This window comes from Rhizobium sp. NPDC090279, assembly GCF_044769665.1.
Classification (GTDB): Bacteria; Pseudomonadota; Alphaproteobacteria; order Rhizobiales; family Rhizobiaceae; genus Rhizobium.
Genome location: NZ_JBIVYI010000001.1, coordinates 493768 through 520393 on the forward strand (window position 1 = coordinate 493768; position 26626 = coordinate 520393).

Below are 26626 nucleotides of genomic sequence, written 5' to 3' on the forward strand. Positions count from 1 at the left end.
AGCTTGCGAGGATATAGTTCTCGATTCATGTTGACGACAAAACGTTGACGATTTATCGATATATTATCATCGTTATGGGCGCAGTGCTGCTGGAGGCTGGTTTGTCGGAGAACATTTCGGGTCATTGGGATTTCTGGATCGATCGCGGCGGCACCTTCACCGACGTTGTCGGGCGCGATCCGTCTGGCGCTCTCCATGCCCGCAAGGTTCTGTCGGAAAATCCCGAGGCCTATCGCGATGCGGCCGTTCATGGCATCCGTCTCCATCTTGGCCTCGGCAAGGGTGAGCCGGTTCCCGAAGGTGCCATCGGCGAGGTCCGCATGGGCACGACGGTCGCGACCAACGCGCTGCTCGAGCGCAAGGGCGAACGCCTCGCTCTCGTGACGACGAAGGGTTTCCGCGATGCGCTGCGCATCGGCTATCAGGAGCGCAAGAAGATCTTCGCGACCGAGATCGTGAAGCCGGAAGCGCTTTACGAAGACGTCGTCGAGATCGAGGAACGGGTGCTTGCCGACGGCACCGTCGAGCTTGCCCTGGACGAGAAGACGGCCGAAGCGTCGCTCCGCGACCTGCTTGCGAAAGGTTATCGCTCTGTCGCCATCGTCTTCATGCATGCCTATAAATTCCCCAGCCATGAAGCTGCCGTCGCCAAGATCGCCAGATCCGTTGGCTTCGAGCAGGTCTCCGTCAGCCATGAGGTCTCGCCGCTCATCAAGCTCGTCGGCCGCGGCGATACGGCTGTCATCGACGCCTATCTCTCGCCGGTACTCGGCCGTTATATCGGCCAAGTCTGCGATGAGCTTGATGTCGAGCGCACAGGCGCGCGCGTCATGTTCATGATGTCATCGGGCGGATTGACGGCCGCCGATATGTTCCAGGGCAAGGACGCCATCCTCTCCGGTCCCGCCGGCGGCGTGGTCGGCCTGGCGAAGACGGGTGAGCAGGCGGGCTTTACCAATGTCATCGGCTTCGACATGGGCGGCACCTCGACGGATGTTGCGCATTTCGACGGTGAATACGAGCGCGCCTTTGAAACGGAAGTGGCCGGCGTGCGTGTGCGCGCGCCGATGATGCTGATCCATACCGTGGCCGCCGGTGGCGGCTCGATCCTGCATTTCGATGGCGACCGCTTCCGCGTCGGTCCGGATTCGGCTGGTGCCTTTCCGGGGCCAGCCTGCTACCGCAACGGTGGCCCATTGGCGGTGACCGACGCTAACGTGATGGCCGGCAAGCTTCTGCCGGAATTCTTTCCCTCCATCTTCGGCCCCAACCAGGATCAGCCGCTCGATGTCGAAACGGTGCGCGGCAAGTTTGCAGCACTCGCGGCCGAAATCGGCGATGGTCGCAGCCCGGAAGACGTGGCTGACGGCTTTATCCGCATCGCCGTCGCCAACATGGTCGAGGCGATCAAGAAGATCTCGGTCCAGCGCGGCTATGACGTGACGCGTTATGCGCTGAACTGCTTTGGCGGCGCCGGCGGACAACATGCCTGCCTGGTCGCCGATGCGCTTGGCATGAAGAGTATCCTGCTGCATCCGATGTCCGGCCTTCTTTCCGCCTATGGCATGGGGCTTGCCGATATCAGGGCCACGCGCCAGAAAGCACTTGGTGTTTCCCTTGATGATGCCGCACCGTCGGCCATTGCTGCGCTCGGCATCGAACTACGCGGTGAATGCGTGCCCGAGTTGGAGGCGCAGGGTGTCCCCGCAAGCGCAATCAAGACGGTTCAGCGTGCGCATATCCGCTATGCCGGCACCGACACCTTGCTGGCGGTCGAGACGACCTTCCCCGAGATCGATGATCCCGCGCGGCTGCGCAGCCAGTTCGAGGCGTTGCACAAGCGCCGCTTCGGCTTCGTTGCGGAAGACAAGCCTTTGGTGGTCGAGGCCGTGGAAATCGAAACCATCGGCGGCGCGGCCGCTGACATTGCGGTCGAGCTCGAAGGGGCTGCCGAAGGCGAGGCTAACGCGGCAAGACGTACAGCTTTCTATTCCGGTGGCGAGAGCCACGATGCGGCCGTCGTGCTGCGCCAGGCGATTGTGCCCGGCCAGACCGTCAGCGGCCCGGCCATCATCATCGAGCCGAACCAGACGATCGTCATCGAAGACGGCTGGCAGGCGCAGCTGACGGCCAAGGATCATATCGTCCTCAAGCGCATCAAGGCGCTGCCGGAGCGCAATGCCATCGGCACCAAGGCCGATCCTGTCATGCTGGAGATCTTCAACAATCTCTTCATGTCGATCGCCGAGCAGATGGGCATGACGCTGCAGAACACCGCCTATTCCGTCAACATCAAGGAGCGGCTGGATTTTTCCTGCGCCGTCTTCGATGCGGAAGGCAATCTGGTCGCCAACGCGCCGCATATGCCGGTTCATCTGGGCTCGATGGATGCGTCCGTCGCAACCGCGATCCGTGAAAACGCCGTCATTCATCCAGGCGACGTCTTCCTCATCAACGCGCCCTACAATGGCGGCACGCATCTGCCCGATCTCACGGTCTGCACTCCGGTATTCGACGAAGCCGGCCAGAAGATCCGCTTCTGGGTCGCCAGCCGCGGTCATCATGCCGATATCGGCGGCATTTCGCCGGGATCGATGTCGCCGCTTGCCACCCATATCGAGGAAGAAGGCGTCTATATCGACAATTTCAAGCTGCTCGATCGCGGGCGGTTCTGCGAGGCGGAACTGGCGAATCTTTTGACCGGCGCCCGCTATCCCGTGCGCACGCTTGCCCAGAACGTCAACGACCTGAAGGCGCAGGTCGCCGCCAATGAAAAGGGCGTCGCCGAGCTGAAGAAGATGATTGTCCACTTCGGGGAAGACGTGGTCGACGCCTATATGGGGCATGTCCAGGACAATGCCGCCGAAAGCGTGCGCCGCGTTCTCGACCGCCTGCCGGATGGCGAGTTCAGCTATGAAATGGATCAGGGCTGCAAGATCGTCGTCAAGATTTCGATCGACAAGGACGAGCGCGAAGCCACGGTCGATTTCACCGGCACGTCGGAGCAGCGCGCCGACAATTTCAACGCGCCGCAGCCGGTGACGCGGGCCGCCGTGCTCTATGTCTTCCGCGTTCTGGTCGAGGCCGATATTCCAATGAATGCCGGTTGCCTAAGGCCGATCCGGATCGTCATTCCCGAAGGCACGATGCTGACGCCGAAATATCCGGCCGCCGTCGTCGCCGGCAATGTCGAGGTCAGTCAGGCCGTGACCAATTGCCTGTTCGGCGCGGTCGAGGCGCTTGCCGCAGCGCAAGGAACGATGAACAATCTCACCTTCGGCAACGACGCCTATCAATATTACGAGACGATCTGCTCGGGCGCGCCGGCGGGGCCGGGCTTCAATGGTGCCGATGCGGTCCACACGCACATGACCAACTCGCGCCTGACCGATCCCGAGATCCTCGAGACGCGTTTCCCGGTCGTGCTGGAGGATTTCCATATTCGTCCGAATTCGGGCGGACGCGGCAAGTGGAACGCCGGCAATGGCACACAGCGCACTATCCGCACCCGTGAAAAGCTGGAATTCGCCGTCCTTTCGGGCCATCGGCGCGTGGCGCCCTTCGGCGTCAAGGGCGGTGAAGCAGGCCAGACCGGCCGCAACTACGTTCGCCGCAACGATGGCACGAGCGAAGAGCTGATCGGCTCGGCACACACCGTGCTCGAGGCGGGTGAGGCCTTCATCGTGGTCACCCCCACAGGCGGCGGCTACGGAAAGCGGGACGAATAGAAATGTGATGCTAAAGCCGAGCGGCAATGAACCGCTCGGCCTGTCGAATCTGCAGGGCCTTGATCCGGTTCGAAGGAGTTTTCAGGTGACGTCCGAGGAAAAGAGCAAACGGCGCGAACTGATCGTATCGTCGGCCCATCTTGCGGGAGGCAGTTCGCCCGCTCTCTCGGAGCTGGAATACGGGTCGATCCTCTTTTCGCATGCCTTCAACCGGTGGTTGGTCCGCTGTATGGCCGCGGCCGGCGTGCCCGGCCTTTCGCCGATCGAGATCCTGATCATTCATTCGGTGCGGCACCGCGACCGACCGAAGACACTCGCCGATCTCTGCCTCGTCCTCGACATCGAGGATACGCATGTGGCGAATTACGCCATCAAGAAGCTCGAGGCCGGGGGGCTCGTCAAAAGCGGCAAGGCCGGCAAGGAAAAGACGATCCGGGTGACCGACAAGGGTCTGGACGCGTTGAAGCGCTATACCGAAATTCGCGAACGGCTACTGGTGGAGGCGACCAAGGTGTCCGGTCTCTCGCAGGATGGCCTCTCCGATATCGCCTCGCATCTCAGGGCCCTGTCCGGCTACTACGAGCAGGCCGCACGATCGGCCGCCACACTGTAGCATAGAGGCCGGAACCAAGCTTCTCCCAAATCTTCTTGGTTCGCTCTAAGCTTCGTTTTTCGTTGCGAGCTAATATAGTTCGGGCGATCGGGGCCGCACGCAAATCCCCGCCTCTTATCTATTCTGTCATTTCGTACCTATATTAGATCTGTGCGATCCGTTGACGGCTATCCGTCGAACGATCTGCGTCGGCTGACCGATGAGATCCAGTTTTTACCACTGCACGACTTTTGGAAATTGTTGGCTTCGCACGATAGCAAAAGTGTGCTTTTTTTGACCGAAAAGGGGAATGGTGTAAGAACTTCCATGAACAACGATAGTTTTGAGCTGAAGTTTTGGGGCGTGCGGGGGAGCATCCCCGTATCGGGACCGGAATTTGAGCGATACGGCGGCAATACGTCGTGCATTGAGTTACGGCATGACGGCAGGCATATCCTATTCGACGCCGGGACCGGTTTGCGCGAAGCCGCGGCATCCCTTGCCAAAGACGAGGTCCGCAATATCGATCTCTTCTTTACCCACTCGCATTACGACCACATCATCGGTTTGCCTTTCTTCAACGCCATCTATGATCCGCGTGTCAGCGTCGATCTCTGGTCGGGCCATCTCGCCGGAAAGACAACGACCCGGCAGCTGATCGGCCAGTTCATGCGGCCGCCATGGTTTCCCGTCGAACCCGACATCTGTCGTGCCGCGATGAGCTTTCGCGATTTCGCTGCCGGCGACACGTTGAAGCCGCATCCCGGCATCGTGATGCACACGACCAAGCTGAACCATCCGGGCGGTTGCATCGGCTATCGCATCGAATGGTCGGGCCGGGTGATTGCCATGGTCTATGACACAGAGCATGTGGCGGGCAAGCTCGATGAGGCGGCGCTCGCCTTGATGGCCGATGCCGATCTTGTCATTTACGATGCGACCTATCTCGAAGCGGAGATGCAGAAATATCTCGGCTTCGGCCATTCCACATGGCAGGAGGGTATCAAGCTCGCCAAGAAGGCAGGCGCCAAACGGCTTGCCCTGTTCCACCACGCGCCCGGCCGCACGGATCGCGAGCTGGACGACATGCAGCGCGAAGCGCAAAAGAGCTTCCCCGGCGCATTCTTCGCCTTCGACGGGCAGTCGCTGCAGCTTTAAGAGCCAGCGGCGACAGATCGAGCATCCGATCGAGGCTAATGCATGAAATTGTCGACCGGCCGCCATTCGATGGCGGCATGGCCGGCCGTTTCTTCAAACAGCGTTTCGACGAAATCCCAGGCAAGATCGTCGTGAACGAGATGATGCGTCATCACGCCGATCGGCTCGTCATTGCCGCCGAAGCGGTTCTGGAGCTCTTCCACCAGTCGGCCCAATATCTCTGCATGTGGTAAGCCGCCGCGCACACCATGCCAGCTCATGATGTCGATATGCGTATTGACCAGGCCGATAGGCGCCTGTTTTGCCAAACCAAAGACGGAGACGGCGCGATAGCCGAAGGGCGCGAGATGCGGCAACAGCGCGTCGTCGATCCGGTTCCATGGTGGCACCAGCAGCGGAACGAACTGGTGCGGATAAAGCGCCTTGATCTTGTCGAAGCCGCGATGGAGTTCGTCGAGCACGATTGCCTGGGGCCGATGCAAGCCGAGTTCCTGCTTCTTGGTGTCATCGGGCGCATAGTTTTGATGTGTCCAGCCATGCACCGTGGCGGTGACGCGGCCTTCGCTCGCCAGTCGTTCGGCCAGCTGTTCGCCCGTGGGTCCGGGAATGATCGCAAGCGTCATCGGCACGTCGAAACGATCGGAAAGTGACAGCAGCCGGTCGAGCGCAGGGGTCGGCTCGATGGCATCGTCGTCTCGGAACCAGAATTTTGCCTGTCGTCCGGCCGCGCTCCAGCGCTGCAATTCGTCGCGCAAGGGCTGCCATTCGGTTCTATCGCTCATAATAGCTGTCTCCCAGATGGTTTCGAAGAATGGTTTCCAGTCGCTTCGACGCGGCAGTCAGCGAGCGCTCCCGATGAACAAAATCATGGGCCGCATTCGCCATCGCTTGTCGTCTTTCCGGATCGGTTAGAAGCTGCGCGACAGCGTGGGCATAGGCATCAATGTCACCCTCCGGTGTCAAGAGCCCCGTCTTGTCCGCCATCACCACTTCCGGTACGCCCGCCGTAGCCTGCGCGACAACGGGCAGGCCTGCCGCCTGTGCCTCCAGATAGGCAAGGCCATAGGCCTCGTTGCAGCCAGGCCAAACGTAGAGGCCGGCTGTTGCCAGCTCGCTGGCGATCTGGGAAGTGCTGCGTTCGCCGCGCCAGGTGATCCGGTCTTCGCCGAATGTGGAAAACAGCGATTTTATTTCGGTCCGCATCGGCCCGTCGCCGATGACGGTGAGGTTCCAGTCCCGATCGCGGATGCGATCGAGTGCGCCCGCCAGCATGGTGTAGCTGTCGAATTTGTCACCCTTGCGCAGCATCGCCACGGCAATCAGCTGACGCGGATCGGAGATGGAGCGTGCAAAGGGCGCAGTATCGATAAAGGGCAGGAAACGTTCGTAACGGCCATCCGGAATAGCATCTAGGAGGCCGATCCGGTCGCGTTCGGTAAAGCACAGATTGACGGCGGCTAGCCGCACGGCATCCGCGATGAGGCGCTGGTTCTCGCTCCATCCGTTTTCATCGTGGCGGCGCGAATAGGAAGCCTCCGCCGTGACATAGGGAATGCGCAGGCGTCTGGCGACGGATGGGCCGATCAGATCGGGCGTCTTGTAATAGGGATGATAGGTGAACCAAAGATCCGGCGCAGCCTCGCACCGCCAGCGTTCGAGCAGTCGGCCCGTCTCGCTTTGCGCCTGTCCGGCGATCTCGATGCGCTGACCGGCTTCCGGGGTCGGCGTGAAACTGCGTAACTCCGAAGCGATCTCGACGCGGTGCCCCGCCATTTCCAGCGCCGCGATGATCTGGCGTGCCATCAGCCGGTCGCCGGATGGGACCGGATGGCGGGGCGACTTCAAGGGAGCGTAGAAGGCGATTTTCATGATGTCGTCACGTGGTTGACGATTAAGTGATGGCAGGAGCCAGAATTGTGAGAGGATTGCCCGAATTCCGACCGGTTGCGTGACAATAAGATCCCTGCTTCAAAAAGCCGCATCCTCGACAGCATGCGGCGTTGCGGCTAGATGAATAGGCGATAACCGTTTTCGCTTCTGTTGTGAACGGACAATATACATTGGGTTTGATGACCATCGAGGCAAGAAAGCCAATCATTTCCGATCGCCTCGTGCGAAAACTGCGCCTCGGCTCGGGTTTGATCGTTTTTGCCTTCGTGATCATGCATCTGGCCAATCATTCCCTCGGGTTGATTTCCCTCGGCGTCGCGGAACATGCACAGCATTGGTTCATGAACGTGTGGCGCAACCCCGTCGGAACCGTGCTTCTCTATGGAGCCCTGCTCGTCCACATTCTGCTCGTGCTGCGGATGCTTTACAGGCGCCGGACGCTCGTCATGCCGGCCGGCGAAGCCTTCCAGATTGTCACTGGCCTGCTTGTGCCTCTTCTTCTGATCGATCACATCGTCAGCACCCGTGTCCTGCACGATGTCTACGGCTATCAAGACACTTACAAGGCGGTGGTGCGCAATTTGTGGGTACTGTCGCCCATCGGTGCCTGGCGCCAATCGATCGTGCTTTTGATCGTCTGGCTTCACGGCTGCATCGGCGTTCATTTCTGGTTGCGTTATCGCCCCTGGTACACGGCGATTGCGCCCGTCTTGCTGTCGCTTGCCATCGTGCTGCCGGTTCTCGCTCTGCTCGGTTTCGCCGCCATGGGCAAGACCGTGGCGCATGAGGTCGCCCATGACGACGAGCGCGGCTATCGCGGCGGCTATTACAGCGATATGCGAAGCTTCGGCGAGTCCGGCTCGGTGCCGGGCAGTCAGATGGCTGAAGCCATATGGCCATATCGCGCCGGATTCTATGGCGCTTTCAGCTTGTCGATCGTCGCCCTTTTCGGTTTTCGCGCGCATCGCAGGCTGCGAGAACGGCAATATCAGGTCGCCATCCGCTATGCCGGCGGTGAGGTGGTGCACGCGCCGCGCGGCTTTAGCGTGCTCGAGGCAAGCCGTCTCGGCGGCATTCCGCATTATTCTGTCTGCGGCGGCAAGGGGCAATGCTCCACGTGCCGGGTGCAGATCATCGAGGGGGCCGAAAACCTGCCGCCGCCGGAGCTGCTGGAGCAGAAAACCCTGAACCGCATCGGCGCGACGCCGGATATCAGGCTTGCCTGCCAGCTGCGTCCGACCGGCAATGTCAGCGTCGTGCCGTTGCTGACGCCGATGGCCGAGGCGACGATCCCGGTCTATACCCAAGCCGCAAGTCCCGGCCGCGAGCGCGAGATCGTCGTCTTCTTCTGCGACCTGCGCCACTTCACGTCGCTGACGGAATCGCGGCTGCCCTTCGACATCGTCTTCCTGCTCAATCGCTATTTCGCCATCGTCGGTCGCATCATCGAGGAGAATGGCGGCCGGATGGACAAGTTCATCGGCGACGGCGCCATGGCCCTCTTCGGCCTTCGCACGACCCCGAAAGAGGCCAATCGTCAAGCATTGAAGGCGGCAGCCGCGATCATCAGGGAGATCGACAAGCTGAGCGACGAACTGGCCGACGAGCTGGCGGCGCCGCTCGAAATCGCCATTGGTATCCACACCGGTCTCGCGGTGGTGGGCTCGATGGGATACGGCAGCGTCAAGAACGTGACGGCGATCGGCGATACGGTCAATGTCGCCAGCCGTCTCGAAAGCGTCGCCAAGGAATTCAACACCGCACTCGTCTTTTCAGAGCCGGTGGCGCAGCTTTCGGAAGCAGATATCGCCGGCACCGAAAGCCGCGAGATCGCCGTTAGAGGCCGAGGCGAGCCCTTGCGGGTCTATATCGTCTCGAAGGAGGCGAGCGGCCACTTTGCCTGATTTTCCGAGACCGGCAGCGTCGATCTTCCCCGTTTGCAACGGAATGGCGCTGGTGTAGGGATGGCGCTCATGTTCGACCGCAAGATCCTCACGAGAAAATACTGGAAACGGGCGTTTCGCCGCAAGCGGGATGCGATCGCTATACGCCTGTTCAATACCAGACTCGGCCGGGATATCCTCGTCAGAGCGCTCGGTCCCCGCGTGAAAACAATGACGGTCGATTGCGGAGATCATGTCCTGAGTTTCTCGCCGGCCGACTACATCGGCCGCAAGGTTTTTCGCAAGGGCCATTTCGAGCGCGACCACGTCGACCGGCTGCTGAGCGTGCTGCGCGAGCGCGGCCTGCTGCGCCAGGGTTCGGCGCTTCTGGAGCTCGGCGGCAATATCGGTACGCAGACCTGCTATTTCGCGCTTAGCGGCGCCTATGACCGCATCGTCAGCGTCGAGCCGGACCCACGCAATTTTCGCCTGCTGGCGACCAACATCGCCGACAATGGCCTGCAGGAGATGGTGACCGCGGTCAACTGCGCGGCCGGCGACCGCGAGGGGCAGCTCGACTTCTATCTCAACCGCAAGAACCATGGCAAAAGCAGTGCGTTGCGGCAGAGTTCAACCGACGAGAAGATCTCGGTTCCCGTCCGGCCCGTTACCGGTATTCTCCTGCAGGCCGGCGTCGACCCCGCCGATATCGGGCTGATCTGGATGGATATCGAGGGCTACGAGCCGGTGGCCTGCCGTTCGATGGGCACATTGATGGCCCGCAAGGTGCCGCTCTACATGGAATTTACGCCAGCTTTTTACGGCAAGGACCAGACCATGGGCTTCATCGCCGATCTCGCCACGCATTACAGCGAATGCCTCGCCTTTTTTGAAGGGGCTGAGCGGGTCATGAAGGTGGTCGAACTGCCCACCGAAGGCGAACAGTTCGACGTTCTGTTCCTGCGTTGAGGCTGGAGCAGTTTCGGAAAGGCCAGAAGGGCTTCCGTCCGGAATTGCTTCGGGGCGATCAACCGCTCTAACGGCGCCGATAGATGAAATAGCGCCCTTCCTTGACGGTCGAGGGCAGGGGCAGCATCTTGAGATCTGGATGGTGGAGAGGAAGGCCGCTGACCGCAAGTCCACCCGAGGCGAGAACGCCGGCCATGATCCCCGGCAACCAGCTCAATGTTATCGCATCCTTGTCTTCATAGCCTGTGCCGATATCGGCATGGGCGAGCGAGGCATTCGCGCCGACGAAGGCTCTCGCCGTATCCATGATTTCACCGAGAACGAGATTGTCTGCCGACGGCATGGAGGGGCCGTAGGCATTGACAGCGCGATCGAAGGCGATGATGCGGCGATCGGGGAAAAGTTCGCGCAGGTGGTCGAAGGTGCGGCCATTGCCGAGCCCCAACTCCAGCACTGGGCCATCGAGCGTCTTGACCTCCTCGGCAACGATATTGAGAATGTCGCGCTGTGCGCTGAGGCGACGAATGAAACTATCCAGGCGGCTCATCGTATTTGAAGTATCCTTGGCGTGCTATGCCTCTCCCGCGACGGGAGTAGCACAGCCGGCGTCGCGCCGTCGACCGCCCGCTGGCTTTTCGACGCTTTTGCTGTAGGGATAGATTGTCGCGGCGCTCATTGAAGGGGGATATCATGGCCGAGCCATCCAACGATGATTTCTTCCGTGGGCTGACGGGCTTTACCCGTTTCGAAGGGGTAACAGACAGCGCCAATTATCGCCCGCTTCCCGACGACTGGCTGCTTGCGGTTGCCGATATCGTCAGTTCGACCAGAGCCATTGCCGATGGCCACTACAAATCCGTCAATATGGCCGGCGCCAGCGTGATATCGGCCGTGCTCAATGCGTTGGACAAGGGTGACTATCCCTTCGTCTTCGGGGGCGACGGTGCATTGGTCGCCATTCCGCCATCCGGCGCGGTTCGGGTCCGGCAAGCCCTTGCAGCGGTGCGGACGTGGGTTAAGGAAGAACTGGAACTCGATCTGCGTACCGCGCTCGTTCCCGTGTCGGCCGTCCGCAACCAGGGACTGGATGTCATGGTCGCCCGCTTCAATCCGAGCGAATATGTCTCTTATGCCATGTTCGTTGGCGGTGGCACCAGTTGGGCCGAAGGAGAGATGAAGGCCGGCAATTTCATTGTCGACGCGGGGCCGCCGGAGGCCAGGCCGGACCTGACCGGTCTGTCCTGTCGCTGGAATCCGATCAAGGCTCGGAATGGCGAGATCGTGTCGATCATCGCTGTTCCGGGCAATAGCGGCAACGGCGCCAAATTCCAGCAGCTTGTTGCCGATATCATCGCCATTTCGAGAGAGCAGAACCGTGACGGCCACCCGGTGCCAGTCGAAGGCCCGGAGACGGGCCTGATCTTCGAAGGTGCCGACATGGAGGCGCGAGCCCAAGCGTCGCCCGCCCATCGATGGCGGCGCAAGCTTGCCATCGCCGCGCAGATCACCTTCATGTGCATCCTTGACAAACTCGGGCTGCATATGGCAGCCTTCGATGCCAAGATCTATCGGCGCGACCTCGCCGCAAATTCCGATTTCCGCAAATTCGACGACGGTCTGAAAATGACCATCGATGTCGATGCGGCACATCTCGGACGTATCGAGGCTCGTTTGCGTCAGGCCGAGGCCGAAGGGGTCTGCCGCTTCGGCCTTCATCGTCAGGACAGTGCACTGATGACCTGCTTCGTCCCGACCCCGCTGATGCGCGACCACATGCATTTCATCGACGGGGCAAGCGGCGGTTATGCGATGGCCGCCATGGCATTGCGGGAAAAGAGGCCACCCGAGCTTGCCGCGGGCGAGTGACTTTCCTCAGTCAGACGCAGCCGGTTAGAGGCTGCAGTCGTGATTTTTGTCGATCCATTTGGTTTTTGCCCATTGTTTCAGCGGCATATGCGCCTTATCTCAAAGAGAACAAAACGAGAGCCGCCGATTGTGACGGCTGTCCTTTTGCAGCATTTCCCGTGCGGGGGCGTGGGGAAATGAAGTCGATTTTTCTGGTGCCTGCACGATCCAGAGGTGGCAAGGGAGCGTGCCGGCGCTGTTGCATCATTGTTTCATCCAGCCTTGAACGATAGGCCGGAATTTCCGGGCATGTCCGCCGACGAAATTGGCGGCGCTCCATGGCCGGGCGAGACATCGGGCAAAGCAAGATAGGCCGCGGGGATAATGACTATTCATTCGAGTGTTTCTGATCTTCTTCTCGATAAAGTGGCGGAATGGCTGACACAGGCGGCGCTGACGGGCGAAAACCTGGAGACCATTGTTCGCGGCTTTTGCGAGCGCATGGCTGCCACGGGGATGCCGCTCAACCGCGTGCATCTGACCTTCTCCATGCTTCATCCGCTCTACGACGCGCTCGGCTTTACCTGGCGCCGCGCCGGCGGCCTGACGATCGAGGGCTACCGGCACGTCAACGAGAAGCCGGAACGCTTCATGCAAAGCCCCTATTATTATCTCCTGTCCAACAATCTCCAGCACCTGCGCCGCCGGATCGATGTCGACGGCGCCGTGGAGTTCCCGATCTTCGAGGATCTGCGCAAGGAGAAGGTCACCGACTACATGGCCTTCGTGCAGACCTTCGGCGCCGGCTCGGTCCAGGGCATGATGGGCTCCTGGTCCACCGACGGCATCGGCGGCTTCAGCGAGGAGATGATCGGCGCGTTGATGCGCATGCAGAACCACCTTGCCATGGCTGCCAAGATGGCGGTCCTCGGCAGGCTCGCCAACAATATGCTGACGACCTATCTCGGCGGGGATGCCGGAAAGCGTGTGCTGAACGGCCAGATCCGCCGCGGCGACGGTGAGACGATCCGTGCCGCCTTGGTCATGGGCGACATGCGTCAATCCACAGTTTACGCCGAAAAGGAAGGGCGTCAGGCCTATATCGATACGCTGAACGAGTTCTTCGATGCGATCGCGGCACCATTCAATCGCAATGGCGGCGAGATCCTGAGCTTCCTCGGCGACGGATTTCTGGCCGTCTATCCATGCGGGCGGCACAAGGACCCATCCAAGGTCGCATGCGAGGCCGCACTTTCGGCCGTTTTCGAGGCGCAACGCCGGGTCAAGGCGCTCAACGGTGATCGTCAGTCACGCAACTTGAGCGAGGTGCGCTATGGGATCGGCCTGCATGTCGGCAACGTCATGTTCGGCAATGTCGGATTGAAGGATCGGCTGACGTTTTCGGCCTTCGGCGCTGCGGTCAATGAGGTCGAGCGGTTGCAGTCGTTGACCAAGAAGTATTCGACCGAGGTCGTCGCCAGCCAGGCTTTCTCCAGCTACACCGATTGCGAATGGGGAAAGCTCGGAGAAGAAAAGCTGCGCGGCGTGCGCCAGCGCTTCACGGTCTTCCATCCGAAAGCGGCGACAGCAGCCAACGCCGGGCTGGAAATCTTTCAGGAAGAGGCGGCGGATAGCCTGTCGGAGGCCGAGCAAGTCATTCTCCTGCACAGGGATGCCAAGAAGTTCGAGAGCCGTCTTCAAGTCGAAAACCTCACTCCGTAATGGCAGACGGTCCTCGCTTCAGCATAAGCCGATATATCACTGGAAAGACGACAGTTTTTTTACAGTCGTAGCGTTGCTTTGACCAGCTAGACACCCGTTATGGCCTACGTTAGTGTGCCTTGTAAGGCCACAAAGGTCATGTGAGCGGGAAGTAATATGTATGGCGTCAGGGACTGATCTGCTGCGTATTGAGAACCTCGACGTCTCGTTCTCCCTTTACGGGGATAGTCTGCGCGTCGTCAAAAACGCCGGCTTGAGAGTGCTTCCGGGCAAGGTTACGGCGCTGGTCGGCGAATCCGGCTCCGGCAAATCGATCATCAGCCAATCGATCATGGGCATCCTCCCGACCGCCGCGAAGGCGAGCGGCCGAATTTTGTTCACCGACCCGCTCGACGGCCAGACGACCGATATTCTCCAACTGCCGCGCGACGGTGTCGCCATCCGCCGGCTGCGTGGCGCGCGCATGGCAAAGATCTTCCAGGAGCCGATGACGTCGCTATCGCCGTTGCACACGGTCGGCAACCAGATCAGCGAAGCGCTTCGCATCCACAGTGTCGGAACCAGCAGAGCCGAGCAGCGTGAAAAGACGGAAGAGATGCTGAACCTCGTCGGTTTCCAGGACCCGGTTCGCACTTTCGACATGTATCCTTTCGAGCTTTCAGGGGGCATGCGCCAGCGTGCCATGATCGCAATGGCGCTGATCTGTAATCCGGCGCTGCTGATTGCCGACGAGCCGACGACAGCTCTCGATGTCACCATCCAGGCCCAGATTCTCGGCCTGCTGCGCAATCTCCAGCAGACGTTCAATATGGCGATGCTCCTGATCACCCATGACCTCGGCGTCGTCGCCAACATGGCCGACGAGGTCGTGGTCATCTATCACGGCGAGATCATGGAGGCGGGGCCGGTCGAAACCATCTTCCGCCAGCCGCAGCATCGCTATCTGAAAGCACTGATGTCGGCGGTGCCGCATTTCGACATGAAGCCCGGCGAGCGGTTGAAGTCCCTGCGGGATGTCCCGGTCAATCTAGGCACCTTCTCCGGCAAGAAGAAGCTCATCGGCAATGCTGCGCCGGCTGCGGGCACGGCGCCCGATGTTCTGCTCAGCGTGCGCAACCTGACCAAGACGTACACGTCGAAGGCCGGCGGGCTATTCGGCAGGCGGGATGGCACCAAGTTCCGCGCGGTCGACAATGTCAGCTTCGATATCCGCCGCGGCGAGTGTCTTGGCCTCGTCGGCGAAAGCGGTTGTGGCAAGACGACGGTGAGCAAGATCCTGATGCGTGCCGTGACTGCCGACAGCGGCTCCGTCAGTTTCGACGACGGCAGCGGCAAGATCGACGTGCTCGCCGTCAAGCGCGATGAGTTGATGGATCTGCGCACGAAGATCCAGATGGTTTTCCAGGACCCGGTCTCTTCGCTTTCACCGCGCATGACCATCCGCAACATCCTGAGCGAGCCCCTGGAAATTCATGGGCATGGCGACAGCGCCGAGCGCAAGGAGAAGGTCAAGGCGCTGATGCAGGCGATCGGCCTCGACAAGCACTATCTGAGCCGCTACCCGCATAGTTTCTCCGGCGGCCAACGCCAACGCATCGGTATTGCGCGCGCCTTGGCGCTGGGGCCGAAGCTTCTGATCCTCGATGAGCCCGTCTCAGCGCTCGACGTGTCCGTACAGGCGCAGATCCTGAACCTTCTCAAGGATTTGCAGAAGGAGCTCGGCCTGACCTACCTGTTCATTTCGCACAACCTCGCGGTGGTCGATTATATGGCCGACCGGATTGCCGTGATGGCGCGGGGACGCATCGTTGAAATTGCGCCGCGCGAGATCATATTGCGCGATCCCGTTCATCCCTACACGCGCTCACTGCTTGCGGCCGTCCCGTTCCCCGATCTCGATCGGCCGCTGGATTTCTCCGCACTGAATAGCGAAGGGCCCGCAGCCAAGCAGAAATGGGGGCCGCAATTTTCCGAGGGAGCGGATGGAGATCTGACCTATGCTGATTTGGGTGGGGGGCATTTCGTGCGTGCGCGCCGAGGTCTCGGTGCCCAGGAGCTGCGCAAATGATCAATCGGCGCGTCTTTCTCGGTCTGCTGGCGTCCAGCGTCTTACCCCAGCCTGTTCTTGCGGCTGATGTCGACAATGAGCCGGAATATCTTGCCGATTGGCTGAGGGCCGGCCAGTTGCCGCATCTCGCCAGGCGCCTGCCGAAATTTCCGCGCATCGTCAACGTTGCCGCCATGGGGCGCACGCCGGGCCAATATGGCGGCAACGTGCGCACCATCATCGGCAGCCAGAACGATATCCGCTTCATGACGATCTACGGCTATGCCCGTCTCGTCGGTTATGACCGCACTTTGTCGCTGCAGCCGGATATTCTGGAATCCTACACCTCCGTCAACGACATGGTTTTCACCTTCAAGCTGCGTGACGGACACAAGTGGTCGGATGGGCAGCCCTTCACCGCCTATGATTTCCGTTATTGGTGGGAAGACGTCATCCTCAACAAGGAGCTTACGCCGGGCGGGGGCGCCCTGGAGCTGCGCCCACATGGCAGCCTGCCGCGCTTCGAGCTGCTCGACGAACTGACGGTGCGTTATTCCTGGGATGATCCAAATCCGAATTTCCTGCCGATTCTCGCCGCGCCGCAGCCGCTCGTCATTGCCGGGCCGGCGCACTACCTGAAGCAGTTCCACAAGAAATATCAGGACAGCATTCGCCTTTCTGCGCTCATGAAGGACAACCGGGTGAAGAAATGGCAGGATCTTCACATCAAGATGGGCCGCTCTTACAGGCCCGAAAACCCCAATTTGCCCGTCCTCGACCCGTGGAAGAACACGACCGCGCCGCCGGCGGAGCAATTCGTCTTCGAGCGCAATCCCTATTTTCATCGTGTGGACGAGAACGGCAGGCAATTGCCCTATATCGATCGCATGATCCTGAATATCAGCTCTTCCGCGATCATCGCCGCCAAGACCGGCGCGGGTGAGAGCGACCTGCAGGCAACCGGCATAGATTTCAACGACTATACGTTCCTGAAGGAGGCGGAGAAGCGCTATCCAATCAAGGTCGACCTGTGGAAGATGGCTCGCGGTTCCCGTGTCGCGCTGTTTCCAAACCTGAACAGCGCCGATGCCGTCTGGAGGGATGTCCTACGTGACGTGAGGGTGCGCAGAGCGCTGTCGCTGGCGATCGATCGTCACGAAGTCAACATGGCCGTCTTCTACGGCCTCGGGACGGAAAGCGCCGATACGGTCCTGCCCGACAGCCCGCTCTTCAAGCCGGAATATGCCTCCGCATGGATCGCCCATGATCCTGATCAGGCCAACGCGCTCCTCGATGCCGCCGGCCTTGCCAAGCGCGATGAGGATGGTATCCGCCTGCTGCCGGACGGGCGGCGGATGGAAATCACCGTCGAGACTCCCGGCGAAAGCACGCTGGATTCCGACGTTCTGGAACTGGTCACCGATCATTGGCGCAAGGTCGGTATCGCCCTTTTCACCCGGGTGTCGCAGCGCGACATCTTCCGCAGCCGCGCCATGGGCGGCCGTATCCTGATGTCGCTCTGGTATGGGCTCGACAACGGCGTGCCGACGGCGGACATGAATCCGGCCGAGCTGGCCCCGACCCAGGACGACCAGATGCAATGGCCGCTCTGGGGCATGTATTACCTTTCGCGCGAGACGCAGGGCGTCGCGCCAGATGTTCCGGAGGCCGCCAAACTCGTCAAGCTGCTGCGCGAGTGGGGGACCGCCGCCTCTTCATTCGAACGTGCCGAAATCTGGCACGAAATGCTGTCGATCTATACGGATCAGGTCTTTTCCATCGGCCTCATCAATGCCACGCTGCAGCCGATCGTCCATTCTGCGCACATGCAGAACGTGCCGGACAAGGCGCTCTACGGCTTCGATCCGACCTGTTATCTCGGTATCTACATGCCGGATACCTTCTGGATGAAGGAGGATCGCCGCAATGCTTAGATATATCCTCTGGCGCATCGCGGTCATGATCCCGACCCTGATCGTCATTTCGATGCTGGTCTTCACGATCATCCAGCTTCCGCCCGGCGACTTTTTCGAAAGCCAGATTGCCGAGCTGCGCGCCCAGGGCGAGACGGCAAACCTGCAGGAGATCGAGAATCTTCGCCATGAATACGGGCTCGATCAACCGATGCCAATTCAGTATGTCCGCTGGGTCGCCGGGATGCTGCACGGCGATTTCGGCTATTCCTTCGAATACCAGCTGCCGGTTTCGGATGTCGTCGGCGACCGGTTGTGGCTGACCATTCTCGTGTCGATGACGACGATCCTCGTGACCTGGCTGATCGCCTTCCCGATCGGTATCTATTCGGCGACCCATCAATATAGCTGGGGCGACTATGGCCTGACATTCCTCGGCCTGCTCGGCATCGCCATCCCGAATTTCATGCTGGCGCTGATCCTCATGTATTTCGCCAATGTCTGGTTCGGCGTGTCGATCGGCCATCTGATGGATCAGAAGTACCTTTCGCAGCCGATGAGCTGGGAAAAGGCGCGCTCCATCCTCTCGCATCTGTGGATTCCGGTCATCATCGTCGGCACGGCCGGGACGGCGGGCATGATCCGCCGCCTTCGCGCCAATCTGCTCGACGAAATGCAGAAGCAATATGTCATCACCGCGCGAGCCAAGGGGCTGCATCCCCTGAAGGCTCTGGTGAAATATCCGCTGCGCATGGCGCTGAACTTCTTCGTCGCCGATATCGGTTCCATCCTGCCATCGATCATCTCCGGCGCGGAAATCACCGCCATCGTGCTGTCGTTGGAGACCACCGGCCCGATGCTGATCCGTGCCCTGCAGAGCCAGGATATGTATCTTGCCGGCTCATTTCTGATGTTTCTGGCATTCCTCAACGTCATCGGCGTGCTGATTTCGGATATTGCGCTTGGCTTTCTCGATCCCCGCATCCGCTTGCAAGGCAGGAGTACAAAGTGAGCGTATCCCTGCCAAAACCCGGTGCCCCTCTGGAGCATTATGTCTCGAGCGCGGATTTCGATCCGGATCAGTTCGAAGCGATGTCCGCTGGTCAACAGCGCTATTACATGGCCTCGCAAAAGAAGCTGATGTGGTGGAAGTTCAAGAAGCACAGGCTTGCGCTTGCCTCCGGCATCTTCCTGCTGCTGGCCTACGGCACGATCCTGATTGCGGAATTCCTGGCGCCTTACGGGCTGCACACCCGCAATGTCGACTACATCCACTCGCCGCCGCAGATGGTCCATTTCTTCGACAAGGGCGAGTTCGTGGGGCCGTTCGTCTATGGCCGCAAGATGACGCTCGATATCGATACGCTGCGCCGGATCTACACCGAAAATCCTTCCGACGTGCAGCCGATCCGCTTCTTCTGTCGCGGTGATGCCTATCGCTTCTGGGGCTTGGTGGATTCGAGCCTCCATCTGGTCTGCCCGTCGGTCGGCGGGCAAATGTACCTGCTTGGAACCGATCGGCTCGGCCGCGACGTGCTGTCGCGCATCATCTATGGCGCGCGCATATCCTTGACGATCGGGTTGATCGGCATAGCTATCAGCTTTGTGCTCGGCATCGTCATCGGCGGCCTGGCAGGCTATCACGGCGGCCTTTTCGATCTCCTCGTTCAACGCGTGATCGAGGTGCTGCAATCGCTGCCGAGCCTGCCATTGTGGATGGCGCTGGCGGCAATCATGCCCGTGAGCTGGAGCCCGATCATCGTCTATTTCGGCATCACCATCATTCTCGGCATTCTCGACTGGACCGGCCTTGCTCGCGCCGTGCGCTCCAAGCTTCTGTCCCTGCGCGAGGAAGACTACGTGCTTGCCGCCCAATTGATGGGCGCCCCGACCCGGCGCATCATCGGCCGCCATCTCGTTCCCGGCTTCATGTCGCATCTGATCGCAACTGCGACGATCTCGGTTCCGAGCATGATTCTCGGCGAGACGGCGCTCAGCTTCCTGGGATTGGGGCTGCGCCCGCCCATTACGAGCTGGGGTATTTTGCTGACCGAGGCAAGAAGCGTCAGCGTCATCGCCTTCTATCCATGGCTCCTTTTCCCTATGATCCCGGTGATTTTGGTCATTCTGGCGTTCAACTTTTTAGGAGACGGCTTGCGCGATGCCGCTGATCCCTACAAATAGCAGGATGAACGGCGAAGACAGGATTGCAATTCGAGAAGCGGCCGCGGATGTCGTTTGCCGACACACCGCGTACAACTTTCACCCCCAGAGGTTTTGCCTATGAAGCGGCGCTTAGAAGATGCTCGAATCCTCATGTATAGCCATGACACGTTCGGTCTCGGCCATCTCAGGCGATGCCGGACCATCGCCCACGCGCTTGTCGAAGACTATCGCGGGCTGAACGTGCTGATTATCTCCGGCGCAACCATCGCCGGGGCATTCGATTATCGTGCCCGTGTGGATTTCGTCAAAGTGCCAAGCGTCATCAAGTTGCGCGACGGCGAATACACATCAATGGCAAGCCATGTCGCGCTTCAGGAGACGTTGAAGATGCGGCAGTCGATCATTCGCCACACAGCCGAAACCTTCCAGCCTGACGTTTTCATCGTCGACAAGGAGCCGATGGGCCTGAAGGGTGAGGTCGAAGAGACGCTGACCTATCTCAAGGCCCGCGGCACGACGCTCGTTCTGGGTATGCGCGATGTCATGGATGCGCCGCATCTCCTGGAAGCGGAGTGGAAGAAGAACAACGTGCTGCAGAAGATCGATCAGTTCTACGATCGCGTCTGGGTCTATGGCCCGCCGGATTTCCACGATCCGCTCGTCGGCCTCGATGTACCCGCGGGCGTGCGCCGGAAGATGGAGTTCGTCGGTTTCCTGCAGCGCAGCGTTTCCACGCTGGGCACGAAGTCGGAACATGTGCCTGACGAGGACTATATCCTGGTGACGACCGGTGGCGGTGGCGACGGCGCCGATCTCGTCAGTGATGTCATCGCCGCCTTCGAGCACGACAGCTCACTGACCCAGAAGACGCTGATCGTGCTTGGCCCCTATATGCCGGCCAAGGAACGCAGCCAGTTGCTGGAGCGTGCCAGCAAGATCGACTGTTTGCAGGTCATCGAATTCGACAACAAGATGGAAGAGCTGATCGCCGGCGCCAAGGCCGTTGTCGCGATGGGCGGCTACAATACCTATTGCGAAATCCTGTCCTTCGACAAGCCGGCGCTGATCATTCCACGCACGCGCCCGCGTGAAGAGCAACTCATCCGCGCGCAGCGGGCCAGCGAGCTCGGCCTCGTCGACATGCTGCTACCGGAAGAATCGGCCGATCCGAAGCAGCTTGCCGCCGCCTTGAAGCGCCTGCCGAACCGTGCGCCACCTTCAGCCAGTGCCAGCAATATGCGGCTGGAAGGGCTGGTGCATATTTCGCGCACCGTCGGCGAATGGTTCGATGATCGCGAGCGCTATACGCCGCTGTCGATCGTTGCCGAGTAGAGCACCGGAACCTGTCGATGCGGAAGAAAATACTGGTGGTCCTGAAGGGCTATCCTCGCCTGTCGGAAACCTTCATTGCGCAGGAGTTGCTTGGCCTGGAGAAGGCCGGCTTCGACCTGACGCTGATTTCGATGCGCAAACCGACGGACAAGAAACGCCATCCCGTTCATGACGAGATCAGGGCGCGGGTCGTCTATCTGCCGGAATACCTGCACAATGAACCGCTGAGAGTACTGCGAGCCTTGGTTGCCGGCATCGGCAAGCCTGGGTTCAAGCCGCTCGTGAAGCAATTCTGGGCCGATCTGAAGCGGGATATCACGCCGAACCGCGTGCGGCGCTTCGGTCAGGCCCTGGTGCTGGCGCATGAGTGGCCTGATGGCGGGGAATGGCTGCACGCGCATTTCATCCATACGCCGGCGTCCGTGACCTTCTATGCCAGCATCATGACCGGCGTTCCCTGGACATGCTCAGCCCATGCCAAGGATATCTGGACGTCGCCCGACTGGGAGCTTTCGGAAAAGCTCGCCCGCGCCCGCTGGACGGTGACCTGCACGCGCACCGGCTTCGAGCACATGCGCGACCTGGTCGGAGCAGACGACAAGGTCCATCTGAGCTATCACGGGCTGGATCTCGATCGCTTCGCCTCCTTCGCCGGCGAACACTCCGATCGCGATGGCGCCGACCTTGCCGATCCCGCCTTCATTCTCAGCGTCGGGCGGGCCGTGGAAAAGAAGGGATATGACGTACTGCTGAAGGCGCTGGCGCTGTTGCCCGGCGACCTCAACTGGCGTTTTACCCATATCGGCGGCGGTGATGGCCTGACAAAATTGAAGGCATTGGCCGACACGCTCGGCATTGCGGATCGCCTCGCCTGGAAGGGCGCACTTGCCCAGGAAGATGTGCTCGCCCACTATCGTCAGGCCGATATTTTTGCGCTGGCGTGCCGGGTGGCAGCCGACGGCGATCGTGACGGGCTGCCCAATGTCCTCGTCGAAGCGTCAAGCCAGCGTCTCGTCTGCGTTTCCACCAATGTCTCCGGCGTTCCGGAACTGCTGGAAGATGGAGCCAACGGCCTTGTCGTTCCCTCGGAGGACCCGCAGGCACTCGCCGCGGCGCTGGAATCCGCCATTCGCAATCCGCCATTGCGCCACAGGCTCGGTGCGGCGGCCGAAAGGCGGGTACGCGAGCATTTCGACTATCATGCCAGCATCCGGCAATTGACCGGGTTGTTCGAGGAGCAATGGCAGAAGGAAGACGAATGGCGGAAATCCGCATGACGGCCTCGCATATTCCTCCGTTGCGTGTCTTCTTCTACGTTCAGCATCTACTCGGCATCGGCCATCTGGCGCGTGCGAGCCGCATTGCCAGTGCTCTCGCAAAGGACGGCTGCCAGGTGACGGTGGTGACAGGCGGCGTGCCGGTAAACGGATTCCCCGGGACGGATGTGACATCAGTCACATTGCCGGCCGTGGTAGCCAGCAGCGCCGGTTTCTCCGGTCTCGCCGATCAATTCGGCAACCCCGCCGGTGAGGAATTTTTGTCACGCCGGCGCGATCTGCTGCTGGAGGCGTTCCGGCAGGCTGCGCCCGATGTCGTCATCATCGAGGCCTTTCCCTTCGGCCGCAGACAGATGCGCTTCGAACTTCTGCCGCTGCTCGATGCCATTTCTGAAGCCGATCCCAAGCCAAGGCTCTACACCTCGGTACGCGATATTCTGCAGCAGCAGAAGAAGCCTGGGCGTGACGAAGAAACCGTGCGCCTCCTTCGCGACCACTTCGATGGCGTGCTCGTCCACGGCGATCCGCATTTCGTCCGGCTGGAGGAAACCTTTCCCTTGACCGAGGCGATCACCGACAAGATCGTCTATACGGGTCTCGTGGCGCCCGCTTTGCCGCCGGAGCCCGGCGAGACCTTCGATATCGTCGTTTCGGCCGGCGGCGGCGCCGTCGGACGCGACCTTATCCGCGCATCACTGGAGGCAGCAAGCCGTGTGGCCATCGATCGCCGCTGGCTCTTGATCGCCGGGCCGAACCTGCCCGAACAGGATTATGCCGATCTCGCCAGGGACGCGCCAGACAATGTCGAGCTCGTTCGCTTCCGCAGGGATTTTCCGTCTCTTCTGCGGAGCGCGGAGCTGTCGATTTCGCAGGCGGGCTACAATACGGTCGGGGATCTTCTCATGGCCGGTTGCCGTGCCATTCTGGTTCCTTTCACCGCCGGCGGCGAGACGGAACAATCCGTCAGGGCCGAGCGGCTGGAGAAATTGGGGCTGGCGTTGGCCTTGCCGGAGGCGGGATTGACGACGGATTTGCTGCTCGAGGCCGTGAAGACCGCGCTGTCGCGATCCAAGCCGGGCAATCCGGATATCGATCTCGGCGGCGCCGCCAGAACATCGGCTATTCTGCGCCGGGTCACGTAGCGAATGGGCGCGGCGGGTATCGAAGACAGCCTGTCGTTTTATCCTCCTGGATTCCTGCAATCTTGTGATATAAATCGAAAAATCGATGAATCGGGAGGAGCGTGGACGAAAGACCGGGCGGAGTCCCCTTTCACATATGGGGCCACGTATCCGCAACGAAACCTTCCCGCATCTCTGCAACATCGGTGCCGGCATCACGCTGGCGCTGGGCGTTGATTTTGAAAGCCTGCAGTAAGCAATGGAAAAAAGCCTAGCGCGTTACATTTGGTCGAATACCCGGCTGGAGCAGATCTGGATACTGCTTGTCGTCGCGGCCTCGATGATTCCGTACTTCTTGTCCTTCGACTTGCCGAAGCAGATCGTCAACGGGCCTATCCAGGGCAAAGGTTTCGAACATCCCGGCGATACGCAGACCTTCATGCACATTGCCTTCGATGTGCCGCTGATCGGCCATATCGAGGTCTTTCAGGGCATGCAGCTGACGCGCGTGTGGATGCTCGTTGCGCTGAGCATGGTGTTCCTGGCGCTTGTCGTGCTCAACGGCCTCTTCAAGCTCTATATCAATACCTACAAGGGCCGTCTCGGCGAGCGCATGCTTCGCCGCATTCGCTTCGAGCTGATCGATCGCGTATTGCGGTTTCCGCCGGCGCATTTCAAGCGGGTAAAGCCCGCGGAAATCGCCACCATGATTAAGGACGAAGTGGAGCCGATGGGTGGCTTCACGGGCGATGCCTTCGTGCAGCCGGCGCTCCTGGGCGGCCAGGCGGTCACGGCGCTCATCTTCATCATCATGCAGAACTTCTGGCTCGGCATGATCGCCGCAGCCATCGTCGCCGTGCAGGCGATCGTTATTCCCCGCATGCGCAAGCGCCTTTTGGAACTTGGGCGCCAGCGGCAGCTGACGGCGCGCGAGCTTTCCGGCCGTGTCGGCGAGATCGTCGACGGTATCGGCACCATCCACGCCAATGACACCACGAACCTGGAGCGCGCCGATATCGCCCATCGGCTGGGGCTGATCTTCTCGATCCGCTACGATCTCTACCAGTGGAAGTTCATGGTGAAGTTCATCAACAACTTTCTCGCGCAGGTGACGCCGTTCCTGTTCTATCTGATCGGCGGCTTCCTGGCGCTGCAGGGTCGTCTGGATATCGGCCAGCTCGTCGCCGTCATCAATGCCTACAAGGATCTGCCCGGGCCGCTGAAGGAGCTGATCGACTGGGACCAGTCGCGCCAGGACGTTCAGGTGAAATACAATCAGGTGGTCGAGCAGTTCAGCGTCGACAACCTGATTGATCCCAAGATCCAGGTCCTCTCGCATGCGCCGGCGGGCCGCATCACCCATTCTCTCGTTGCGACCAATCTGACCGTGGTCGACGACAGCGGCGCGCGCGTGCTGGACCACGTTTCTGTCGAGGTTCATCCCGGCGAGAGGGTGGCGATCGTTGGCGACAGTGGTGCCGGCGGCGAATATCTCGCCGAGGCATTCGGGCGCTTGACCTGGCCGGACAGCGGCCGAATCTCGATCGACGGCCGCGATATCCTGGAATTGCCGGAAGCCGTCACCGGGCGACGCATAGCCTATGCTTCCTCCGAGACCTTCTTCTTCCACGGTACCTTGCGCAGCAATCTCCTCTATGCTCTCAAGCACGCGCCGCTCATCGCTCCGGTCTATGACGACGAGGAGGCGACGAAGGCCAAATGGCGCGTTAGCGAGGCGCGCCGCGCCGCTAATCCGGAATTCGATCTCAACAGCGATTGGGTCGATTACGCCGCTGCCGGCGCAACGGGTCCCGGAGATATTTATTCCGCGATCCGCCCCGTGCTCGATGCCGTTGCCATGTCGCAGGATATTTTCGATATGGCGCTGCGCTCGAATGTCGATGCCGCGGCACATCAGGATCTGACATCGCGTATCGTCGAAATGCGGCAGGCATTGCGGTTGCGGCTCGAGGAAGAGAAGCTCGAGGACCTCGTCGTTCCCTTCGAGTTCGATGCCTACAATCTGCAGGCGACCGTTGGCGAAAATCTGCTCTTCGGCACGCTGAAGCGGCCGCAGATGACCAATCGCAAGCTGGCGGCTCATCCCTACTTCCAGCAGATATTCGCCGAGACCGGCCTGGTGTCCGATCTATACGACATGGGCTTGGAGATCGCCGAAAACGCGGTCGAGCTCTTCACCGATCTGCCGCCGGACCATCCGTTCTTCCAGCAGCTGACCTTCATGACGGCGGAAGACATCCCGACCTATGAGGCGCTGCTGCAGAAGCTGAACGGCAAGGGTTATGAGGCGGCCGCCGACGACGAGCGCGCCGCCATCATCCGGCTGAGCTTCTCCTACATCGAACCGCGTCACCGCTTCGGCCTTCTGACGCAGGTGCTCATGGAAAAGATCGTGCAGGCGCGTGCGAAGTTCTATGAGAACATTCCGGACGATCTTGCCAAGGTCATCGAACGTTACGATCCGGAGCGCTTTACCGCGTCTGCCACGTTGATGGACAATGTGCTGTTCGGCCGCATCGCGCATCAGCAGGCCAATGCACCCGAGCGCATCCATCAGATCATGTTTGACGTGTTCGGGCGTCTCGGCATGCATGACAGCGTGCTCTCGATCGGCCTGGATTTTGATGTCGGCTCGGGCGGCAAGCGTCTGACGAACGTGCAGCGCCAGAAACTCAATCTCGGCCGCGCGCTCCTGAAGCGGGCAGACTACATCATCTGCAATCGGCCGCTGCCGGCGCTCGACCACCGCGTTCAGGATCAGATTGCGAGGGCAATTCTCGGCGAGCTCGAGAGCGACGGCTATGCGCCCGCGATCATTTGGGTCCTGTCCAATCCCAGCTTTGCCGAGTTGTTCGACCGTGTTTTGGTCTTCGACCACGGCAGCCTTGTCGAAAGCGGCTCCACGACCGATCTTTTAGAGAAAAATGGTATGTTCAAAGAACTGTTATCGTAATATTCTATC

18 protein-coding genes are annotated in these 26626 nt (G+C 60.4%); 15 read left to right on the plus strand and 3 right to left on the minus strand.

What is annotated here, in order from left to right:
• Nucleotides 1-74 precede the first annotated feature (74 nt).
• The 3 genes from ACIQWP_RS02275 to ACIQWP_RS02285 all read left to right on the plus strand — a co-directional run bounded on the left by ACIQWP_RS02275 (nt 75) and on the right by ACIQWP_RS02285 (nt 5478).
• On the plus strand, nt 75-3728 hold the full coding sequence (locus ACIQWP_RS02275) for a hydantoinase B/oxoprolinase family protein (protein ID WP_402782706.1): 3654 nt from the start codon (nt 75-77) through the stop codon (nt 3726-3728).
• Nucleotides 3729-3813: 85 nt separating this feature from the next.
• Complete coding sequence (locus ACIQWP_RS02280) at nt 3814-4341, plus strand: winged helix DNA-binding protein (protein ID WP_402782708.1); 528 nt, start codon at nt 3814-3816, stop codon at nt 4339-4341.
• A 306-nt stretch (nt 4342-4647) separates the two neighbouring features.
• Nucleotides 4648-5478 (plus strand): MBL fold metallo-hydrolase, encoded by an 831-nt coding sequence (locus ACIQWP_RS02285; RefSeq protein ID WP_402781719.1) that lies wholly within the window; start codon nt 4648-4650, stop codon nt 5476-5478.
• Nucleotides 5479-5513: 35 nt separating this feature from the next.
• On the opposite strand, the gene ACIQWP_RS02290 is transcribed toward ACIQWP_RS02285, so the two are convergent.
• A complete protein-coding gene (locus ACIQWP_RS02290) occupies nt 5514-6260 on the minus strand; it encodes a polysaccharide deacetylase family protein (protein ID WP_402781721.1) in 747 nt (248 codons plus the stop codon).
• Nucleotides 6250-7347 (minus strand): glycosyltransferase family 4 protein, encoded by a 1098-nt coding sequence (locus ACIQWP_RS02295; protein ID WP_402781723.1) that lies wholly within the window; start codon nt 7345-7347, stop codon nt 6250-6252. Before ACIQWP_RS02295 ends, ACIQWP_RS02290 begins: the two co-directional genes overlap by 11 nt.
• A 200-nt stretch (nt 7348-7547) precedes the next feature.
• Here ACIQWP_RS02295 and ACIQWP_RS02300 point away from each other — a divergent pair, with 200 nt between their 5' ends.
• Both ACIQWP_RS02300 and ACIQWP_RS02305 read left to right on the plus strand, forming a co-directional pair.
• Nucleotides 7548-9272 carry an adenylate/guanylate cyclase domain-containing protein gene (locus ACIQWP_RS02300; RefSeq protein ID WP_402782710.1) on the plus strand — a complete coding sequence of 575 codons (1725 nt, stop codon included), beginning with the start codon at nt 7548-7550 and terminating at the stop codon, nt 9270-9272.
• 69 nt (nt 9273-9341) lie between these two features.
• Nucleotides 9342-10220 carry an FkbM family methyltransferase gene (locus ACIQWP_RS02305; RefSeq protein ID WP_402781725.1) on the plus strand — a complete coding sequence of 293 codons (879 nt, stop codon included), beginning with the start codon at nt 9342-9344 and terminating at the stop codon, nt 10218-10220.
• A gap of 67 nt (nt 10221-10287) precedes the next feature.
• On the opposite strand, the gene ACIQWP_RS02310 is transcribed toward ACIQWP_RS02305, so the two are convergent.
• Nucleotides 10288-10767, minus strand: a complete 480-nt coding sequence (locus ACIQWP_RS02310) for a class I SAM-dependent methyltransferase (protein ID WP_402781727.1) — start codon at nt 10765-10767, stop codon at nt 10288-10290.
• Between the two features lie 143 nt (nt 10768-10910).
• On the opposite strand from ACIQWP_RS02310, the gene ACIQWP_RS02315 reads away from it, so the two are divergent.
• The 10 genes from ACIQWP_RS02315 (at nt 10911) to ACIQWP_RS02360 (ending at nt 26617) form a co-directional block, all read left to right on the plus strand.
• Nucleotides 10911-12086, plus strand: coding sequence for a DUF3095 domain-containing protein (locus ACIQWP_RS02315; protein WP_402781729.1), 1176 nt, complete (start codon nt 10911-10913; stop codon nt 12084-12086).
• 363 nt (nt 12087-12449) lie between these two features.
• Nucleotides 12450-13787, plus strand: a complete 1338-nt coding sequence (locus ACIQWP_RS02320; RefSeq protein ID WP_402781731.1) for an adenylate/guanylate cyclase domain-containing protein — start codon at nt 12450-12452, stop codon at nt 13785-13787.
• 160 nt (nt 13788-13947) lie between these two features.
• Nucleotides 13948-15855 carry an ABC transporter ATP-binding protein gene (locus tag ACIQWP_RS02325; protein WP_402781733.1) on the plus strand — a complete coding sequence of 636 codons (1908 nt, stop codon included), beginning with the start codon at nt 13948-13950 and terminating at the stop codon, nt 15853-15855.
• The gene (locus ACIQWP_RS02330) at nt 15852-17768 is read left to right on the plus strand and encodes an ABC transporter substrate-binding protein (protein ID WP_402781736.1); all 1917 of its coding nucleotides are present in this window, start codon (nt 15852-15854) and stop codon (nt 17766-17768) included. The genes ACIQWP_RS02325 and ACIQWP_RS02330 overlap by 4 nt, the downstream gene beginning before the upstream one ends.
• A complete protein-coding gene (locus tag ACIQWP_RS02335; RefSeq protein ID WP_402781738.1) occupies nt 17761-18759 on the plus strand; it encodes an ABC transporter permease in 999 nt (332 codons plus the stop codon). The genes ACIQWP_RS02330 and ACIQWP_RS02335 overlap by 8 nt, the downstream gene beginning before the upstream one ends.
• Nucleotides 18756-19931 carry an ABC transporter permease gene (locus ACIQWP_RS02340; protein WP_402781740.1) on the plus strand — a complete coding sequence of 392 codons (1176 nt, stop codon included), beginning with the start codon at nt 18756-18758 and terminating at the stop codon, nt 19929-19931. The genes ACIQWP_RS02335 and ACIQWP_RS02340 overlap by 4 nt, the downstream gene beginning before the upstream one ends.
• A 99-nt stretch (nt 19932-20030) precedes the next feature.
• A complete protein-coding gene (locus ACIQWP_RS02345) occupies nt 20031-21245 on the plus strand; it encodes a glycosyltransferase family protein (protein ID WP_402781742.1) in 1215 nt (404 codons plus the stop codon).
• Between the two features lie 11 nt (nt 21246-21256).
• Complete coding sequence (locus ACIQWP_RS02350) at nt 21257-22522, plus strand: glycosyltransferase family 4 protein (protein ID WP_402782712.1); 1266 nt, start codon at nt 21257-21259, stop codon at nt 22520-22522.
• The gene (locus tag ACIQWP_RS02355; RefSeq protein WP_402781744.1) at nt 22504-23664 is read left to right on the plus strand and encodes a glycosyltransferase family protein; all 1161 of its coding nucleotides are present in this window, start codon (nt 22504-22506) and stop codon (nt 23662-23664) included. Before ACIQWP_RS02350 ends, ACIQWP_RS02355 begins: the two co-directional genes overlap by 19 nt.
• 238 nt (nt 23665-23902) lie before the next feature.
• Nucleotides 23903-26617 (plus strand): ABC transporter transmembrane domain-containing protein, encoded by a 2715-nt coding sequence (locus ACIQWP_RS02360; RefSeq protein WP_402781746.1) that lies wholly within the window; start codon nt 23903-23905, stop codon nt 26615-26617.
• Nucleotides 26618-26626: the final 9 nt, after the last annotated feature.

What these genes read in the sequence shown, in the direction of transcription:
- ACIQWP_RS02355 (WP_402781744.1), top strand. Translation starts at nt 22,504, where the DNA reads ATGGCGGAAATCCGCATGACGGCCTCGCATATTCCTCCGTTGCGTGTC.
- ACIQWP_RS02360 (WP_402781746.1), top strand. Translation starts at nt 23,903, where the DNA reads ATGGAAAAAAGCCTAGCGCGTTACATTTGGTCGAATACCCGGCTGGAG.
- ACIQWP_RS02330 (WP_402781736.1), top strand. Translation starts at nt 15,852, where the DNA reads ATGATCAATCGGCGCGTCTTTCTCGGTCTGCTGGCGTCCAGCGTCTTA.
- ACIQWP_RS02335 (WP_402781738.1), top strand. Translation starts at nt 17,761, where the DNA reads ATGCTTAGATATATCCTCTGGCGCATCGCGGTCATGATCCCGACCCTG.
- ACIQWP_RS02315 (WP_402781729.1), top strand. Translation starts at nt 10,911, where the DNA reads ATGGCCGAGCCATCCAACGATGATTTCTTCCGTGGGCTGACGGGCTTT.
- ACIQWP_RS02285 (WP_402781719.1), top strand. Translation starts at nt 4,648, where the DNA reads ATGAACAACGATAGTTTTGAGCTGAAGTTTTGGGGCGTGCGGGGGAGC.
- ACIQWP_RS02290 (WP_402781721.1), bottom strand. Translation starts at nt 6,260, where the DNA reads ATGAGCGATAGAACCGAATGGCAGCCCTTGCGCGACGAATTGCAGCGC.
- ACIQWP_RS02295 (WP_402781723.1), bottom strand. Translation starts at nt 7,347, where the DNA reads ATGAAAATCGCCTTCTACGCTCCCTTGAAGTCGCCCCGCCATCCGGTC.
- ACIQWP_RS02305 (WP_402781725.1), top strand. Translation starts at nt 9,342, where the DNA reads ATGTTCGACCGCAAGATCCTCACGAGAAAATACTGGAAACGGGCGTTT.
- ACIQWP_RS02325 (WP_402781733.1), top strand. Translation starts at nt 13,948, where the DNA reads ATGGCGTCAGGGACTGATCTGCTGCGTATTGAGAACCTCGACGTCTCG.
- ACIQWP_RS02310 (WP_402781727.1), bottom strand. Translation starts at nt 10,767, where the DNA reads ATGAGCCGCCTGGATAGTTTCATTCGTCGCCTCAGCGCACAGCGCGAC.
- ACIQWP_RS02345 (WP_402781742.1), top strand. Translation starts at nt 20,031, where the DNA reads ATGAAGCGGCGCTTAGAAGATGCTCGAATCCTCATGTATAGCCATGAC.
- ACIQWP_RS02320 (WP_402781731.1), top strand. Translation starts at nt 12,450, where the DNA reads ATGACTATTCATTCGAGTGTTTCTGATCTTCTTCTCGATAAAGTGGCG.
- ACIQWP_RS02275 (WP_402782706.1), top strand. Translation starts at nt 75, where the DNA reads ATGGGCGCAGTGCTGCTGGAGGCTGGTTTGTCGGAGAACATTTCGGGT.
- ACIQWP_RS02300 (WP_402782710.1), top strand. Translation starts at nt 7,548, where the DNA reads ATGACCATCGAGGCAAGAAAGCCAATCATTTCCGATCGCCTCGTGCGA.